This window comes from Rossellomorea aquimaris, from assembly GCF_003315075.1.
Classification (GTDB): domain Bacteria; phylum Bacillota; class Bacilli; order Bacillales; family Bacillaceae_B; genus Rossellomorea; species Rossellomorea aquimaris_C.
This window is the reverse complement of record NZ_QNRJ01000011.1, coordinates 1-14,931: the sequence shown is the minus strand read 5'-3', so window position 1 is coordinate 14,931 and position 14,931 is coordinate 1. Positions and strand designations below refer to the sequence as shown.

Genomic DNA, 14,931 nt, shown 5'->3' with positions numbered 1-14,931 from the left:
GGAGGAGAGGGTTAATCCCTAGAATGGTAAATCAACAAAAAAAAAGCTGAAGAATCACTCTCTTCAGCTCTTTCATGATGTTCACTTTATCCCCTCTGCAAGCTCCCGCATGGAATTCAACTTCGCAGTCAGTTCCAAGAACCACTCTTGGTCACCCGTTGCAAGCGCAAGGTCAATCAGGAACTGGATTTGTTCCTTATTTTTTACAGGGGTGGATGGTATTTTGGTCACCTGTCTGTTTAATAAGGGAAGGCTTTTGCCTTCAATGGTTTTATTATCACTTGTCACGACTTTTGCTTTTAGTGTTTGACTTTGGATATCAAGGTTTTCAATATAACCGATGACCAATTCACCTGAAAGTAATTTCCCTTTGATCCAATCCCCGGTTTTTAAAATGGAATGCTGGTTTGACATACCTTTCACCTTCCCAACTGTAATATTATTTGTTACATTTATAGGAAAAGAAAGCTTCTATGCTTCCTCTTTATTGATTAAGTCGACGATATCTCTAATGGTGTAGTCTTTTAAGTAATCCCCCAGCTGTTCTTCTGCTCCCAGAAAAATGTGAAAGAGAACCTTTTTCATATTCGCCCCTACGACACACTGTTCGTTAGAGGCCGTGCATTTGGGCTGCAGGGCGCCTTCTGACGTGATTTTATAGATGTCCCACAGATTGATCTCGCTCAAGTCCCTTGCAAAAATGAATCCGCCGCCCGTGCCTTCTTTTGAGGCGATGAATCCCTGCTTTTTCAACAAACTCAGGACTTTTCGGATGCGGACGGGATGAACGCCGGCACTTTCTGAGATCGCATCGCTTGTGGACATGCGATCGGTCTTCAGGGCAAGATACGTTAAACTGTGAATGGCTAATGTAAAGTCGCTATTCATGGCCTGCCTCCTTTACGGATGTTACTGTAATGGTATCTTTTACAGTTTATACTGTCAACCATCCCGATCACTCTGTTAATAGGCCAGTTTTTGCAGCTCTTTGTAGGAGAAGGTACGAACTTTTCTCGGCAGGAAGCTGCGGATTTCTTCATCGTTATAGCCGACCTGCAATCTCTTTTCATCCTGGATGATCGGTCTTTTCAGCATTTGCGGATTCTCCCTGATTAATGTATATAAATCCTGGAGCGGCAAAGAATCAATGTCTACGTCTAATTCCTGATATGCTTTTGACTGAGTGGAAATAATGTCTTCTGTTCCGTTTTCTGTCAGGCGAAGGATCGATTTGATCTCGTCAGGTGTCAACGGTTCTGTCAGCATATTACGTTCCACATACTCAATTGAATGTTCATCCAGCCATGCTCTTGCTTTACGGCAGGATGTGCAGCTTGGTGTCAGATATAGATTGACCATTTGTTCATACACTCCTTTATAAATGTAATAAAAAAAGTAACAGTTTATACAAAAAATAAATCACCCTTTGTATCAAGGTACACTGTAATATTAATATTTACAGTTAGGTATGTCAACCCTTTTTTATAAAAAAAAGAACCCCTCGCCTTTAGAAAGGACAGGGCCCTAAACTCTTTTCCCTCTGAACCGAACCGTTCCCCTTCACCCGTTTTAACATCGCCACGATCAGAAAGCTGACAATCACCAATAAGAGCCATGAACTCACCTTCCCCAGATGAACGAGACTCCAGGCATCGGTCTGGTTTGGATATTCCCAGGCACCAAAGAACGTGGCGATATTTTCGGCTATCCATATGAAAAATCCGATGAGCACAAATGAAAGGGCAAGGGGCATGCGGTACGTAATTCCGCCCACCTCGTACAGGACCCATGTCTGCCAAAAGACGATCAAAACGAGTCCCGATAACCACCAGCGAACGTCAATCCAGTAATGGTGGGTGAAAAAGTTTAAATAAATCGCAGCAGCAAGGGGAAAAACGACCAAAAACGGTGGCCACTTCACCAGTTCCACCCGAATCCTCCTCCACGCTTGGCAAAGATAACTCGCCACACTTGCGTACATGAAACCGCTGTACAATGGCACCCCGAACACTTTGGAATACCCTTCCCCGGGATAAGACCAAGAGCCCATATGGACCTTGAATAGTTCAAGGACAAGCCCAATCAGGTGAAACAAGGTGATCACCTTAAGTTCGTCCCGTGTTTCAAGCCCGGAACGCAGCATTCCCCACTGCATCAGGAGGCAGATGATGAGTAGCCAGTCATACCGGGGTAGTAGTGGAAGCGGGATGATTTGTGTCAAAGCCAAAGAGGCAAAGATAACGACAGGGAACAAACAGGACAGGGCCTGCTCCCAACCAAAACGAACGAGTTGCTTTACTGCTCTCATGATTTCGCCCCCATACCCTGTTTACTAAATGTCTTCCTCACTTTTGTATTCTAATAGATCTCCAGGCTGACACTCCAATGCCTTACAGATCGCCTCTAAAGTGGATAATCGAACCGCTTTTGCCTTTCCATTTTTCAATATAGAAAGGTTCGCCATCGTGATTCCAACCCTCTCCGACAACTCTGTCACGCTCATTTTCCTTTTTGCCAGCATCACATCAATATTGATTATAATCGCCATGTTTTCACCTCAGACCGTTAAGTCATTTTCTGATTTTATATCGATGGCATTTTTTAATAGCTTTTGAAGAACTGCCGCAAATACCGCAATCACCAGCGGAGCAAAAACAAACATCATGCCGATCACGATGACCCCTGGGGCGTCGTCTCTCTCCCCCATGAGATAGAAGAGCGGCATCCCGGCTACATACAAAATCGTGATGGTGGTTGCACAATATTTAATATTCTTTAAAGCCTTCACTGATAATTCCGAGAACGCATCGTTCTTGTCAATATAGCTTAATAGTCTGATCGCCTGATACAAGGCACCGAAAAACGGAATCGCCGACACATACATCACGATCAAGATGCCATATATCAAGTAGGCAAGCTCCCAACCAGCCACATCCTTCGCTAACCAAGGCAACCCGAATACACACAGTGCAAGAACCGGGGTTCCTATAAGAAATACAGCTATTTTCAAAAAGAGTGTTTCTCGTTTCATCAAAAGCACCTCGCTTAGTTAAATTCCATTTTATTTTAATCTAATTTTTATTGTTTTACAATAAAAAAATATTGAATATAATTATAATATTATTGTATTAGACCAAGATAAAAAGCATTCCTTATGAGAAAGGAATGCTTTTTATCATTCATTGCCTTAAGAATGATTTCTTTCTCTTTATACCTAAGAAAAGCCTTTGTTTACATTTATGTGAAACTTCCTGCTATTTGTTATCTCTATTATTTAGAAGAAGAGTTCTTGCTTTTTAGCCCTATCCTGGGATCTATGCGGCACCTGTCACCTATAACCGTGAATGAGGGACAAACGGGGATCTTCAGTCCCCGTCATCCCCACCATCTCCGTCCCCATCGCTATCCCCATCATCAAAAAAGTCATTCACCTTTTCTATTAAGCTATTGTCTTTCCCCTCGTCTTCCCCCAGTTTAGACGGATGAAGGAAACTTTCTAATGTAAAGACTTGAACAGCCTGTTGCTTGTACTTGGTCACAAAGTAGAAACAGATGATAATAATAAGGATTAGAAGCACAATAAATGCCGGTAGCATCATGTTATTCAAAATGGTCACACCTCCTTACGTTGCCTTTCTTATGAATATGAGAGGATAGGAGTTTACATGACAAGCTCAACTGCTCTATTCTTTTTTTATTTTCCCCTTGCTATGAAACGCGTTTCATACTTTAAGCTAAAAAGAAGAATATGATTGGCGTAACGCCATCCCGGCGGCGTGACAATCATATCCTTCTTATCCGAAGTGTTCATCTATTTTGAACACTTCCCCTTCCTCTTAACCTGACAATCTATGCTACGATAGAGATATCAAGAAGGGGGTTGAATGCACATGTCCATGTTCAATAAAGTGATTGCGAGTATCGGGATTGGTTCCGCGACCGTTGATACGAAGGTGAAGCGGGCCTATATTCAACAGGGTGAGATGCTCGAGGGAGTCGTAGAGGTGAAAGGTGGAAATACGGATCAGCGAATCGAGTCGATCGATCTGAAGCTGATGACGATGTACGGCCATGAAGGCGGCGATCGATTGTCTCCTGCCGTTGTGGAAGTCCATCAGCTAAATGAGCCCTTTACCATTTCTAAGGGAGAAAAGAAGCACATCCCGTTCTCATTCAAGGTTCCCCTGCATACGCCGATCACGATGATACACCCTGAAACGCAGAAGAATGTTCCACCGATCTGGATCGAGACTGGCGTCGATATCAAGAATGCTGTTGACCCGAAGGACAGGGATTATGTATCCGTCGACCCATCAACCGTTCATGAAAACATCGTGGATGCCATCAAGGTCATCGGGTTTAAATTCAAGCAGATGGAGAGTCAGAACACCCCGGCATGGGTGAAAACGAGCCGTCCTTTCGTGCAGCAATATGAATTCACTCCATCCTTCGGCAAATACAGCCGGAAGCTCGACGAACTCGAAGTCTATATCCTTCAGGGCGACCATAAAACCACCGTCTACTTCGAAATTGACAAACGCAGCAAAGGATCGATGGCGGTCTTGAAAGAAAAGTTCAACCTGGATGAACACAGAGGAAGCGTGACACTCGACAATCAGGAAATCCTGCTTAAGAGAAGCCGTGTGAGTGATACGTTTGAAGAGATTATTGATGAGGTACTTTAAATAAAAATGGGAGCCTGCCCCCACACCTCGTTTCACGGGGAAGGGCAGGCTCCTGACTATTTTCGCTACTTTTTCACCTTATAATGAAGCCACACCGAACCCTCACCGACAGGCTTCATCTTTTTCAATTCCAGCCTGGCGGCACCTCCCAAATCAGTTAAATCCGGTGAATCGAAGAGGGATGGAGTGCTTGTTCCACCTATAGCTAAAGGGGCGAACAAATAAGATCCCCCTTTCACGTTCTATCTATCATGGTATAAGAAACGGAAAAAGAATGTCAGTGTTTTTACATTTTTTAAATAAATTTAATTTTTTTGTTTAAAATGTTTGAATATTGAGACAATGGTTAGTATAATAGAAAAAAGGTCAAGGAGTTGATTTTTCATGAAGAAGTATTTGCTAAATTCACCACAGTCCGAAGTACCCGGCATAGACTCTCTTTTTGCAGAAATGATTTTGGACAAGGCCCTGCTAACATTCCGGAAAGAACAACTCGAACAGAAAATCGACCAATCATTACGTGATCGAAATAAAGAAGAATTCCTGCGGTTGACGGAGGAGTTAAATCAGATCCGTAAAGATTACGAGGAAAAGGATGTAACGGTCTAAATGATTGATTGGATATAGATTAAGCCATTGGTTTCTTTTGATATGAAGGACAATGCTCTTGCTGATGATGGCAGGGGCATTGTTTTTTGCATGATTAATTCTGCAGAGAAATGGGCCTTAACCACTTTGCTGAGAAGCTACCCTTCTTGAATAAAACCACTTAGACTCCCTTCAAGAATGTCTTCTCCCTTCACCCAATCCTGGAAGTTTATATCCAGAACCTGACTGCTCCGGGCAATGGTTGTGAGGATCCTTGAATGTTGATGGGAATATGAAAAGGTGTGAAGGGTCCCGAATAAATTCCCGTAATCTGTGAAAAAGATGGGTGACTCTGCGTTTTTAAAATGTTGGAACATATCACGATGGGAAAGTCTCTTATCCATTAAATCAAGAAGATGCTTATTACGCTGGATCGAGCCTTCGATGGATTCCCGATTTTTATCAGTAAGCCGACCATCCTGAAAATGATTTACGCAGGATAAGCCCGAGTCTCCATACCTGACAATCACCTTATCTGAGCTTGCTTCGACTTCTGCCATATTCCCTTTCCGGTCTCCCAGTGAAAAATTATAACAGGCCGAGTGAGGGATTTCCTTCAGCATCGCGACGGCCTCATCGACAGAAGAGCAGCGGTCCAACACCATCCGGATGGCAGTCCAGGGAGAAACTCCTTTTGTGTAGCCGTCATGACTGACGAAGTGCAAGCCTGCAACAAGCCCTTTCTCGTTCACACCATCGTGTCTCCCCAGCATTTGAAGATTGTACCCTGCTGTAGCAAAAGCTTTATCCGCTTGAACCAGACTAAATATCCCATCATATAAAGCAGGAGAAAAATCGTAATTCCTCACATAATAATCGTTTGTCAGAAGTGCCGAGCATCCCATTGCTTCAGTCTTCGGAACATCATACCCACTAAACAATGCAGCTGCCCTTCCCGGCGAGATCCCCAACCCTTGTGCCAGACCCTCTAACTCTTCAAGCAAATGCGGGGCAAACGTAGAATAGATAGACTTCATGTTATGAAGATCAATCTCCTGCTTGGTGATGGATTCAAAGGTTTTAAGAATGGGAGTATTCCGGACCTTTTCAGCTGTTTTCAAGCCAATCTGAAAAGAGTTGCCCCTGATTTGAAAGATACTTACCTTGAAACTAGACACATTCATTCCCCCTTTTTAGTGTGTAGTTCCCTTCTCACAGGACTACGTTTTCATCATAGTCGCAGTGAAAACTTTACACCTGTCATTTTGTGCTCGGTTTTGACAGCCCTCCCATCTTCTAAATGCCAGGCTCTTGGCAATACGAAAAAAGGTATACTTTATCCAAAATGGAATAATACTTGTAGTAAGTTGTTATTATTGTGTATAACTTGCAGTTGCTTTCAGTATTTGCTACATTAGGAGGTAAGAGGTGATGAACATGCCTATTTCGGAGATTGAGAAAAGAGTATATGAAGAAAAAATCCACTTACTTCATGAAATGGAATTTGAGGAATGGGCGTCCTTTGCTTTTAATGACAAGCATTTTCGACTTGTCTTTATTAAAGCGATGAACAATCTTATTGAAGAGTCCAACCTTTCCTCCAAGCCAAAGTGGACCGAATCCATTCTTCTCGATGATCTAGAAGCCGCCAAGGACGCACTGGAACGTATACTTCTCGATATGGTCAAAGTGGCAAGTGGAAAACGGAAAGTGAGAACCGTCAAACGCAAAACCACCGAATCAAAGAACTTCAAAGGGTATAGCACCGGCCAACTTGCTACATTTTTTAGCGTAAGTACAACGACGATCAATAACTGGATCAATGAAGGTCGGTTCTTGCGAGAATCGGAAGACGGGCGTATGGATACCGTTAAACGAAAAACAACAAACGAGAAACTTAGAATCCATCCTGACTTTTGGTACGATGCTCCCTCTGGGGTTCGTTATCAAGTGAAAGAAGCTGTAGAAGCTTACCAAGATGATGCAGGGGACTGGGAGGAATCAAAACGAAACCATTCGGTCAGTGAACAAAAACAGGTTCATTCCTATTTGGAGCACTTCAGGAAGAAATACGACGGACAGGACTTTAAGTCTGTCTTCGGAAATCGGAATTGGAATCAACTGTCGGCCGAAGAAGAAACAGACGCAGCGATGTGGTCTTTCTTCTTACAGAGGATAACTGATGCGGAAGACACTCGGGATTAAACGGACGAACTTCCCTCGACTCGAGCGACTGGACTTTAGGGACATCATAGAAGAAGTAAATAATATCTTCGGTGTGGAAGTTCCTGGCCACCACGGTCCAAATCTATCCGTTCAAGCTAAACGTATTCGTTTCAAACTTTTCTTACCCATTCCCTCCCTTAAATGTGTAGAGTATATCGATAATCAGACGAATGAGATCATAGAATACTTCTATGACTGGGAAGATGCTTCAGGTACGTTGATGAAGTTCCATGGCCATTACCATCCAGAAGAAGCTCCTGATGAAATAAAGGAATTCGATCCTTTCCACTTACACATTAAAGAAGATGAATTTGATAGAGAAGCAAGGAAACGTGAACGGGATGATGAGTATCAATGCTTATATCAAGTTCTCTTATTTATTAAGCGATACGTTTACGTGTCAAGGTATTCGAAATAAGAGGAAATAGAAATGGTGCCTTCACCATAAGAGGCACCATTCTTAATCCCAACTAGGGTCTGACCTCTGCACACTGACTTTAACTTGCGGATATCAGACCCTAATCCCCCATTCATATAATAATTTCAAAACCCGTTGGCTTCTGAAATGGCATTTTACATTCTCTAAAAACGAAATGAATGTTTGAAAAATCGTCGGGTAATGCTGGTGATACAATGTATGTATAGGATGTATGCCCCCTGGAGCCTCCTCCTCCTTCGTTACGACACTCGTAATCCTCTGCTCCTTCTATTGATAGGTCAAAAAATGTATGCTCCCGAAATTCCCGGGGATACTCATCGGATGCGTCCGTATCAATGGTAAAGTGAATGACACTGGCATTTTCAAATTGACGTACGAATGTTACCGAGAAAAACATATCATCTTTTTCAAATGATTTTAAGATTGGTATGTTCCTCATAAACCCTTTAGGCTCAACAACCGGTCTGAACATTTCTTCTTGTAAGAAATGAGAAAACACGCTATTTAAAAATTCCTCATGGAAATCATACTTCTCTGCCCAAGTGGAGATCAGTTGTTTAGTTGGAAAACCAGGATCATTATCAGAAAGGTCCTTTCGTTGTTTAATGAAGTGACAGATCTGTTCATCAATGTCTTTAATTCGTTCTTCATAATGTTCTGTTGGTGGTTCAAACGGCATTCGTTTCATCGTACTCTCGCCCCTTTACTCAACTTTTTTTCGGCAATCCTGCCCTTTCGCTTCGTACCAATTAAGACCATAGGGACAGGTACCTTGGCTCTTATTCCGTAAAAAAGCCAGGGTACCTGTCCCCGTGTATCGGCTATTTCTCTTTGACAGGCAACACAACTGAAGAATATACGGAACCGTTTATTTCAATATCCATTCTCCATTGCCCACTATCAGGAAACCACAGCGTCACTGGCTGTTTCTTCTCCCGGGAATCGGGTAACGCTATCGGTTCTTTTTTTCCTTGACCATCGTGTGTGAATAGAAGGCGCACTTTATCTGCACCTATGGCCTTTTCAGGTAGAATAAGATTCGTCTCAAAGTTTTTTTCCTCCACGACAAATGAATTGTACTCGATGCTCCCCTTCTCATCACCCAAATACAAATTCCCTTCTGAAACATAGTCAGGGCTAGTATGCCATTTGGCTCTCTCTTCCCCTGAATAATGCAGAAATACGAAGAGGAAGACACAAGCCAAACAAGCCGCTTGAGCTTTCCAAAATCCATTCACTGTTTTAAATGAGTTCATCATTTCCGAATAAGGAGCCACTAGCTTTAATATAAAGAAGGCCACATTTAGAGAGAGTAGCGCCAATGCGATAAATAAAAACACGAAATTCCCCCTTCTTAAACGATTTGATACGTCATTTATATTTAGCCTATTCTAAAAAAGACCACCGAGAACATCCCCTTGATTTCTTCAAAAAGAGCCAAGGTACCTGTCCCCGTGACCTCCTATATACGATCGGATCAATCTCAGCATTTCTTCAGGTTGTTCCAGGATCGTCCAATGTCCGCTTTCTTTTACTTCCACTAGTTCTGCGTTTCTTAAGTATGGGAGTACATTTACCCTTATATAAGCAGGGGGTAGAATATCATGCGATCCTTGAGCGATCAAAATAGGCAGAGCTTCAATTTGAGACAGGGAGGGGAATAGGTTGTAGTTCTGTTCAATGTCTTTGCCTATGCTTTCCAGGGCCTCTTTGTTGTAGCAAATCTCTTTTTTCTTTTTCAAAGTATGGACTGAATGCACATAATAAGGGTCCATCAGATTGTTTAGCTTTCGGGATGCATCTACGCGGAAAATAGAAGATAGCGAATAGTAACCGAGCAGGATTTTTTTATAGGGACCCAGCTTTTGAAGTAAGACTTTTTTGAACGTTACATAGTCTTTGGAGGATAGACCGATGGCGGCCGTTAGAATGATTTTGTGGATATGGGATGGATACCTTGCTGCATAAGACAATGCTAAGATACTCCCCCACGACTCGCCGAACAGCGTCACTTTCTCCAGGCTCAGTGCCTTTCTTATGCCTTCAAGAGTGTGAATTTCCTCTTCTATGGAATAGGTATCGCCTCCTGACTTCCCGCAACCCGATTGATCATATAAAATTATCTGATAGTCTTCAGCCAGAGGCTCCATATGTGGCAGGAAATATTCAAGGCTCCCGCCCGGCCCGCCGTGGAGAAAGAGGATCGGCTTCCCTTGCCCTTGGACACAAACATAGATCGATTTGCCATTGATTGTTATATGCTTTCCTTCCATACAAGCGCACCCTTCATTTCAGTAGTTTACGATTAATAAGTAGATACACCACGGTAAGTAAGATCAACATGACTGCTACAAAAACGGTTCCCTCATGGGCATAATCGAACAGACTGTTAACAATCCCAAGCACCCCTAACGGAAGAAAGAATAGAAGCCCCGTAATCGTCCCTAACATAGACTTATCCTTGATCATTTTTTCATTAAAGCCTGCCAGCAGCCACGTTTGTTTTTTCACTCCGACGAGATACGAAATCAGTAATAGAGCGACTCCAATGGTAAGTAATCCATAATCCATCATGACTCCTCCTTCATGCGAATAAAAAGGCCTTTCCTACATGTACGTATTCACGGGAAAAAGGTTCCATATTATTCCTGGATTTTCATTAGGAAGTCCCCAAGTGACCATACCAAAACAAAAGAGTTTCATATGCTACTTAATGATGGATCATCAGTTTCCTTGCTATATAGAATCGATTCCCGATTTGATAAGCCAGCATATCTGCAGGATTTTCATTTTGATCGTCAATTTTAAAAAGGAGCGTGCCTTCCGGAAGATCCGTGGCTTCCCCATTCTCATCGATTGGGGCTTTCACCTCCGATTTTATAACACCTACCTGTTCTTCTAGTCGCTCTTCCTCTACGGGTTCATAGGTAGTGATATATTTATTACCTCTCCACATAAAGTGAGGGTCGATGATTTCGTCCTGGTTGCCGCATGCTGCCAAGAACAGGATCAAAATCCCCATGATGAAAAGGTGTCGTTTCACTGATTCCACCTTTGTGTTCTACCAATTAATTTCGTATGAACAGGATCTACGTTGCTGAAATCATCATCAGCAAGGTACGCAACGGTATGCAGACTCGCTTCCTTCTCCTCACTGTTGCAAAAAATAAGGGTGCACTCGTCGTTCCCTATTGTCACGTTTCCACCAGTTTGTTCGATCAGTTCAAAGTTTAATAGACTGCTTACCAAGGCAGGATCCTCACGGAAGGGCATTTGAATCTCCATCGCTTGTATAGATGGTTGTTTTTCTTGTGTCACCACTTCCCGCCTTTTTTGAAGTTCGATCCGAAACTTCCAGGGAGTTGATATGAACGTTCTTCGTTCGCCTTCATTGACCTTCCACTTTAGTTCTTCCGCTCTTTCTATGACCTTTGAATACTCAACCTCCGTAACCAAGAAGCCGATATGGTCGAACATATCCCTTTTTCCGTGTCCAAATGTCAGGTTGGTTTGACCTTTGACCATCTCGATGATTCTAAATCGAATGTTTTTATCCCGGAAATCTTCCCAGTTCAAAGGAGGATTGAATGTATGCATTTCCCCATTGTATCGACCGACTCTTAACGTGGTTTTAAATCCTGACTCCAGATAAAACCTTTCCATTTCCTCCACTTTGTCCGTCCACCAGTGATAATGAAATAATTGCATCTCATGTCTCCTCCCTGTTTTCATTCATCCACCCGACAGCATACTCAACCATTTCTCTCATGGGGATTAAATAACTCCTCGCTTCACCGACCAAGCCTTCTTTTACATTGTCTGTATCTTTACGAAAAGCATCAAATATCTTATCAAAATCATCCGAGTCATTGTTAATATCCTGATACGTCGTCCATACTCCTATATGATTCTTTTCAACCTTCACATCCCAGATCTTTTCTTTAACAAAAGTGTTTTCTTGTCTGTATTCAGCCAGATGTAGTGAGGTATTCGAATCTGTCGGTGCTCCGAGTAATAAAATATAGCCATTTAATTCGTAGATTTTTCCTAATGGTGAGTTTTGATTTAAAGAAAAGTGAAGGCCATGATCTTCTGTTATGTATTTAGCATGCTTACCCCAGGCGGCAAAGGACGTGTGGGGATGGGCACTTCGAACCACTCTCTTTTGCTTCCTGAACGTCTCAGGAATGAAGCCCATATAGCATGTAGGGGTTAAATCGGGGTGATAAGTCGGCATGTTATCTCTGATGATCTTCATCTCTTCATCTGTATAGCCGCTTCCGTATTCTGCCGGGTCACATAACTGCTCGGTCTGTGTCGGCATCACGATGTTTCCTTCTCCCCCGACGGTTTCTTCCAGAGCCAGGATAACAGAAACCGGGCCACCAATGACTCTTCCCAATGATTTTAAGGAAGAATGGACGATGATGGTCATGCCTTGGTGTACACCTAATTCCCCTAAGTCATGAACCATCTGATTTTTCGTTACGAGTTTTCCTTGTCCCATGAATATTCACCTCCCTATACTAATTGTATTGAAGAAAATACCTTACCCTGCATTTAAATAGTAAATCATATTATCCGTCCATTCACCGAACTCATAGATAAAACCTTTCCTGATGCATTCAAATTCCATCCCGACGCTTTCAGCAAGCTTTATGGAAGGAGTATTATCGAGGTTGATATGAGCTTCAATGCGGTGGAAATTCAAGTCATGAAAAGCTAAATTCAATGCAGATTTCACTGCTTCTTTGCCGTACCCGTTCTTCCAATGCTGGTTATGTATGGTGTAACCGATCCTTCCCCATTGAAAATCATTCCTTGATAACGTAGAGAAATCAACCATACCCACGTGCTTGTGATCCTCTTTTCTAAACACACCAAATACGTGGGCTACATCATTACCAGCCAGTTCCTGATGATTCTTCACCAACTGACCGAACCATTCTTCCGTGCATTCACTCATATCCATTTTCCCCAGATCGTGCCTGCTGGAGGAAGCAAATCTGCTTTCGAATTCCCCAAGCCAGTTTGGATAATCAGCAACCTTCAAAGGTCGTATGATCAATCTTTCAGTTTCTGTACTAATCGTAAAATCTTTCAACTTAACACCTCTTCATTTTTTTCTACTAACCTTCCATTTCATTAAGGGCGAGCCAACTATAATAAAAACCAAATAACAAGGCTTAACATTACGATGATCAGTCCGATTGTTTTTTTGTAAAACTGTACACCGTACCCCACTAACAAAAGAAGTAGGGCTGCCCATTTAAAGTGATAATACTCCCGAATATCTTCAGCAATGTACCCGATCCATGTAGCAAAAGCCAGAAATAACACCAGAACCGGAATCAGAATGTTGGCAGCCGCCCAGAGAAATTTCATGTTGAATACCCCCTCTTTCCTTTTCAGACCACCTTGTTTGAGTATAGTAGCAAAATCCCTATTCAAGACAGCCTCCAATACTAATCTAGCGGATATCGTGTATGATCAAATTGAATGATAGATACACTTCTCCACCTATCATCACATTTTTTTTAAAAAATAGGTTTTGCCCCTGAGTTCAAGCTTGTTTTTGATCAAAATCTATGAAAATATCCCGTTTTATGACCATCAATGGGCTTCTTTGAGATTGAAACCGTTCATGAGGTTCCTATCATCCAATATATGAACCGGTTTTCTCGACTTATGATCCGCTTTTCAGATATATGATCCGGTTTCAGCCGTTTATGACCCGGAATTTTGATATATGATTCACTCTTTCTTTTTATGATCCGTTTGTGTAACGTATGGAAGACCCTCTCATTGAATAGGTAAGTATATCGCTACTTCTTCCTCGCCATTTTCCAATGGATGATAGGTCTCGACAATATAAGCCCCATTATTCGAAAGCTTTTTTAGAATAAGGTTAAACAGGTTGTCCCGGGAAGACGTACCGGGATGACCTCTAAATGTAAGTGTGAGTGTTGTCTTGAAAGATACGATAACCCAAACTCTCAGAATCATCGTATAACGCTTCCCGGATTGTTTTAGGCGCCTCTTTAATGGCTACATCTTCATAACCGACCCAAGTTCCAATGTACATAAAAAAATATCAATGGAAAACGAATACTGGAAGCAGCCATTCTTTTTCTTGATAGGAATACTCCTCTATTCACGAATCATTTCAAACAAACGTGCCGATTCTTCTTTTGTGAGCTGCGTAAATTCGTGCTCTCCTCTGGTCATCTCCAATAAATCTTTTTTCGGACTAACCCAAACACTGAATAACACAGCTTTTGCTTCTATTTGTGGATTTTTAAACTGAAAGACAAATTGATAATCTGCCGGACGAACGAACGTTACGTGTGCGTCTTTCCAATTCGCTTCATCCAATATCCTTTTCACATTACGAACTTGTTCATTGTCTGTGATTTCTTTAAAATCTTCATATTGATTTTCATCGTCAGTCCGCTTTTGAACGATAATTTTCTGCTCTTCATTTTCTACTTCACTTGAACAACCTGTCACCATTAATAATACGAATGGAATCAGAACATATAAAAAGATCACACATTTTTTCAACATATAGACGTCACGAGGTTTTTGATTTCGCCCTTTTTGTTTACACTGTCTGTCCCGCTCTCACAATTATCTTTGTTTTCCCATGTGATGATGTACTTATTGAATTCAGTCTTCACAGAGAGAATTTCAACTTCACCTTTGTGTTTCGTATGGTATTCCATCACGATGGATTTCGCTTGTTCCTCTGTAACCACTGACTCGATGCCCTGACAGCCACTTACTATACAGAAGAATATGGAGGCAAAAATCAAACCGATTTTCTTCATTTTCTTCCCCCTTTAAGTAGTAACGTATTGTCAAAACTTTTATAAGAAATAGGTTACTAATTCCTATGATAGAGGGCTTTTTGAGCAAAAAAATTGCCACCCCCTGAAATCTGGAGATAATTGAGGTTACCACACACCCAATTCCCAGATAGGAAGTGACAAG

At 42.0% G+C, this 14,931-nt stretch carries 25 protein-coding genes; 4 read left to right on the top strand and 21 right to left on the bottom strand.

Translation table 11 applies throughout. From position 1 onward, the window contains the following. Positions 1-81: 81 nt before the first annotated feature. From DET59_RS14095 to DET59_RS14065, 7 genes are all read right to left on the bottom strand, one after another. Complete coding sequence (locus DET59_RS14095) at positions 82-414, bottom strand: IDEAL domain-containing protein (protein WP_113970282.1); 333 nt, start codon at positions 412-414, stop codon at positions 82-84. Between the two features lie 57 nt (positions 415-471). Next, complete coding sequence (locus DET59_RS14090) at positions 472-888, bottom strand: RrF2 family transcriptional regulator (RefSeq protein ID WP_113970281.1); 417 nt, start codon at positions 886-888, stop codon at positions 472-474. A 75-nt stretch (positions 889-963) separates the two neighbouring features. Then, positions 964-1,359 (bottom strand): transcriptional regulator SpxA, encoded by a 396-nt coding sequence (spxA, locus tag DET59_RS14085; protein WP_113970280.1) that lies wholly within the window; start codon positions 1,357-1,359, stop codon positions 964-966. 148 nt (positions 1,360-1,507) lie between these two features. After that, positions 1,508-2,308 (bottom strand): DUF817 domain-containing protein, encoded by an 801-nt coding sequence (locus tag DET59_RS14080; RefSeq protein ID WP_113970279.1) that lies wholly within the window; start codon positions 2,306-2,308, stop codon positions 1,508-1,510. A gap of 24 nt (positions 2,309-2,332) precedes the next feature. Then, on the bottom strand, positions 2,333-2,548 hold the full coding sequence (locus tag DET59_RS14075; RefSeq protein ID WP_113970278.1) for a helix-turn-helix domain-containing protein: 216 nt from the start codon (positions 2,546-2,548) through the stop codon (positions 2,333-2,335). A 9-nt stretch (positions 2,549-2,557) separates the two neighbouring features. Then, positions 2,558-3,031, bottom strand: coding sequence for a DUF2975 domain-containing protein (locus DET59_RS14070; RefSeq protein WP_113970277.1), 474 nt, complete (start codon positions 3,029-3,031; stop codon positions 2,558-2,560). A gap of 334 nt (positions 3,032-3,365) precedes the next feature. After that, a complete protein-coding gene (locus DET59_RS14065; protein WP_397540947.1) occupies positions 3,366-3,599 on the bottom strand; it encodes a hypothetical protein in 234 nt (77 codons plus the stop codon). A 291-nt stretch (positions 3,600-3,890) separates the two neighbouring features. On the opposite strand from DET59_RS14065, the gene DET59_RS14060 reads away from it, so the two are divergent. Further along, positions 3,891-4,685, top strand: coding sequence for a sporulation protein (locus tag DET59_RS14060; RefSeq protein WP_181778169.1), 795 nt, complete (start codon positions 3,891-3,893; stop codon positions 4,683-4,685). Between the two features lie 65 nt (positions 4,686-4,750). Here the strand turns inward: DET59_RS14060 and DET59_RS21710 are convergent, their stop codons facing one another. Then, complete coding sequence (locus DET59_RS21710) at positions 4,751-4,906, bottom strand: dihydrofolate reductase family protein (protein ID WP_181778168.1); 156 nt, start codon at positions 4,904-4,906, stop codon at positions 4,751-4,753. A 163-nt stretch (positions 4,907-5,069) separates the two neighbouring features. Between DET59_RS21710 and DET59_RS14055 the strand changes: the two genes are divergently transcribed. Then, complete coding sequence (locus DET59_RS14055) at positions 5,070-5,294, top strand: IDEAL domain-containing protein (protein ID WP_113970274.1); 225 nt, start codon at positions 5,070-5,072, stop codon at positions 5,292-5,294. 137 nt (positions 5,295-5,431) lie between these two features. Here DET59_RS14055 and DET59_RS14050 read toward each other — a convergent pair whose 3' ends face one another. Then, positions 5,432-6,451, bottom strand: a complete 1,020-nt coding sequence (locus DET59_RS14050; protein ID WP_113970273.1) for a C45 family autoproteolytic acyltransferase/hydrolase — start codon at positions 6,449-6,451, stop codon at positions 5,432-5,434. 253 nt (positions 6,452-6,704) lie between these two features. Here DET59_RS14050 and DET59_RS14045 point away from each other — a divergent pair, with 253 nt between their 5' ends. Both DET59_RS14045 and DET59_RS14040 read left to right on the top strand, forming a co-directional pair. Next, complete coding sequence (locus DET59_RS14045) at positions 6,705-7,478, top strand: hypothetical protein (RefSeq protein ID WP_113970272.1); 774 nt, start codon at positions 6,705-6,707, stop codon at positions 7,476-7,478. Further along, positions 7,456-7,917 (top strand): DUF6516 family protein, encoded by a 462-nt coding sequence (locus tag DET59_RS14040; RefSeq protein ID WP_113970271.1) that lies wholly within the window; start codon positions 7,456-7,458, stop codon positions 7,915-7,917. The genes DET59_RS14045 and DET59_RS14040 overlap by 23 nt, the downstream gene beginning before the upstream one ends. A gap of 112 nt (positions 7,918-8,029) precedes the next feature. On the opposite strand, the gene DET59_RS14035 is transcribed toward DET59_RS14040, so the two are convergent. The 12 genes from DET59_RS14035 to DET59_RS13980 form a co-directional block, all read right to left on the bottom strand. Beyond that, complete coding sequence (locus DET59_RS14035; RefSeq protein WP_113970270.1) at positions 8,030-8,626, bottom strand: hypothetical protein; 597 nt, start codon at positions 8,624-8,626, stop codon at positions 8,030-8,032. Positions 8,627-8,759: 133 nt separating this feature from the next. Next, the gene (locus DET59_RS14030) at positions 8,760-9,278 is read right to left on the bottom strand and encodes a hypothetical protein (RefSeq protein WP_113970269.1); all 519 of its coding nucleotides are present in this window, start codon (positions 9,276-9,278) and stop codon (positions 8,760-8,762) included. Positions 9,279-9,365: 87 nt separating this feature from the next. Next, positions 9,366-10,211 (bottom strand): alpha/beta fold hydrolase, encoded by an 846-nt coding sequence (locus tag DET59_RS14025; RefSeq protein ID WP_113970268.1) that lies wholly within the window; start codon positions 10,209-10,211, stop codon positions 9,366-9,368. Positions 10,212-10,224: 13 nt separating this feature from the next. After that, the gene (locus tag DET59_RS14020) at positions 10,225-10,509 is read right to left on the bottom strand and encodes a DUF3784 domain-containing protein (protein ID WP_113970267.1); all 285 of its coding nucleotides are present in this window, start codon (positions 10,507-10,509) and stop codon (positions 10,225-10,227) included. 139 nt (positions 10,510-10,648) lie between these two features. Beyond that, positions 10,649-10,981, bottom strand: coding sequence for a hypothetical protein (locus tag DET59_RS14015; protein WP_113970266.1), 333 nt, complete (start codon positions 10,979-10,981; stop codon positions 10,649-10,651). Then, complete coding sequence (locus DET59_RS14010) at positions 10,978-11,646, bottom strand: hypothetical protein (RefSeq protein WP_113970265.1); 669 nt, start codon at positions 11,644-11,646, stop codon at positions 10,978-10,980. Before DET59_RS14010 ends, DET59_RS14015 begins: the two co-directional genes overlap by 4 nt. Before the next feature lies 1 nt (position 11,647). Next, positions 11,648-12,445 (bottom strand): AAC(3) family N-acetyltransferase, encoded by a 798-nt coding sequence (locus DET59_RS14005; protein ID WP_113970264.1) that lies wholly within the window; start codon positions 12,443-12,445, stop codon positions 11,648-11,650. Positions 12,446-12,487: 42 nt separating this feature from the next. Further along, positions 12,488-13,042, bottom strand: coding sequence for a GNAT family N-acetyltransferase (locus tag DET59_RS14000; RefSeq protein ID WP_113970263.1), 555 nt, complete (start codon positions 13,040-13,042; stop codon positions 12,488-12,490). Positions 13,043-13,098: 56 nt separating this feature from the next. Further along, entirely contained in the window at positions 13,099-13,323 is a 225-nt protein-coding gene (locus tag DET59_RS13995) for a hypothetical protein (RefSeq protein WP_113970262.1), read from the bottom strand. A gap of 417 nt (positions 13,324-13,740) precedes the next feature. Continuing rightward, positions 13,741-13,944 (bottom strand): hypothetical protein, encoded by a 204-nt coding sequence (locus DET59_RS13990; protein ID WP_113970261.1) that lies wholly within the window; start codon positions 13,942-13,944, stop codon positions 13,741-13,743. Between the two features lie 144 nt (positions 13,945-14,088). After that, the gene (locus tag DET59_RS13985) at positions 14,089-14,505 is read right to left on the bottom strand and encodes a YhfM domain-containing protein (protein ID WP_181778167.1); all 417 of its coding nucleotides are present in this window, start codon (positions 14,503-14,505) and stop codon (positions 14,089-14,091) included. Next, on the bottom strand, positions 14,499-14,768 hold the full coding sequence (locus DET59_RS13980; RefSeq protein ID WP_113970260.1) for a hypothetical protein: 270 nt from the start codon (positions 14,766-14,768) through the stop codon (positions 14,499-14,501). Before DET59_RS13980 ends, DET59_RS13985 begins: the two co-directional genes overlap by 7 nt. Positions 14,769-14,931: the final 163 nt, after the last annotated feature.

What these genes read in the sequence shown, in the direction of transcription:
- DET59_RS14095 (WP_113970282.1), bottom strand. Translation starts at nt 414, where the DNA reads ATGTCAAACCAGCATTCCATTTTAAAAACCGGGGATTGGATCAAAGGG.
- DET59_RS14090 (WP_113970281.1), bottom strand. Translation starts at nt 888, where the DNA reads ATGAATAGCGACTTTACATTAGCCATTCACAGTTTAACGTATCTTGCC.
- spxA (WP_113970280.1), bottom strand. Translation starts at nt 1,359, where the DNA reads ATGGTCAATCTATATCTGACACCAAGCTGCACATCCTGCCGTAAAGCA.
- DET59_RS14080 (WP_113970279.1), bottom strand. Translation starts at nt 2,308, where the DNA reads ATGAGAGCAGTAAAGCAACTCGTTCGTTTTGGTTGGGAGCAGGCCCTG.
- DET59_RS14075 (WP_113970278.1), bottom strand. Translation starts at nt 2,548, where the DNA reads ATGGCGATTATAATCAATATTGATGTGATGCTGGCAAAAAGGAAAATG.
- DET59_RS14070 (WP_113970277.1), bottom strand. Translation starts at nt 3,031, where the DNA reads ATGAAACGAGAAACACTCTTTTTGAAAATAGCTGTATTTCTTATAGGA.
- DET59_RS14065 (WP_397540947.1), bottom strand. Translation starts at nt 3,599, where the DNA reads ATGATGCTACCGGCATTTATTGTGCTTCTAATCCTTATTATTATCATC.
- DET59_RS14060 (WP_181778169.1), top strand. Translation starts at nt 3,891, where the DNA reads ATGTCCATGTTCAATAAAGTGATTGCGAGTATCGGGATTGGTTCCGCG.
- DET59_RS14055 (WP_113970274.1), top strand. Translation starts at nt 5,070, where the DNA reads ATGAAGAAGTATTTGCTAAATTCACCACAGTCCGAAGTACCCGGCATA.
- DET59_RS14045 (WP_113970272.1), top strand. Translation starts at nt 6,705, where the DNA reads ATGAACATGCCTATTTCGGAGATTGAGAAAAGAGTATATGAAGAAAAA.
- DET59_RS14040 (WP_113970271.1), top strand. Translation starts at nt 7,456, where the DNA reads ATGCGGAAGACACTCGGGATTAAACGGACGAACTTCCCTCGACTCGAG.
- DET59_RS14035 (WP_113970270.1), bottom strand. Translation starts at nt 8,626, where the DNA reads ATGAAACGAATGCCGTTTGAACCACCAACAGAACATTATGAAGAACGA.
- DET59_RS14025 (WP_113970268.1), bottom strand. Translation starts at nt 10,211, where the DNA reads ATGGAAGGAAAGCATATAACAATCAATGGCAAATCGATCTATGTTTGT.
- DET59_RS14020 (WP_113970267.1), bottom strand. Translation starts at nt 10,509, where the DNA reads ATGGATTATGGATTACTTACCATTGGAGTCGCTCTATTACTGATTTCG.
- DET59_RS14010 (WP_113970265.1), bottom strand. Translation starts at nt 11,646, where the DNA reads ATGCAATTATTTCATTATCACTGGTGGACGGACAAAGTGGAGGAAATG.
- DET59_RS14005 (WP_113970264.1), bottom strand. Translation starts at nt 12,445, where the DNA reads ATGGGACAAGGAAAACTCGTAACGAAAAATCAGATGGTTCATGACTTA.
- DET59_RS13995 (WP_113970262.1), bottom strand. Translation starts at nt 13,323, where the DNA reads ATGAAATTTCTCTGGGCGGCTGCCAACATTCTGATTCCGGTTCTGGTG.
- DET59_RS13990 (WP_113970261.1), bottom strand. Translation starts at nt 13,944, where the DNA reads ATGATTCTGAGAGTTTGGGTTATCGTATCTTTCAAGACAACACTCACA.
- DET59_RS13985 (WP_181778167.1), bottom strand. Translation starts at nt 14,505, where the DNA reads ATGTTGAAAAAATGTGTGATCTTTTTATATGTTCTGATTCCATTCGTA.
- DET59_RS13980 (WP_113970260.1), bottom strand. Translation starts at nt 14,768, where the DNA reads ATGAAGAAAATCGGTTTGATTTTTGCCTCCATATTCTTCTGTATAGTA.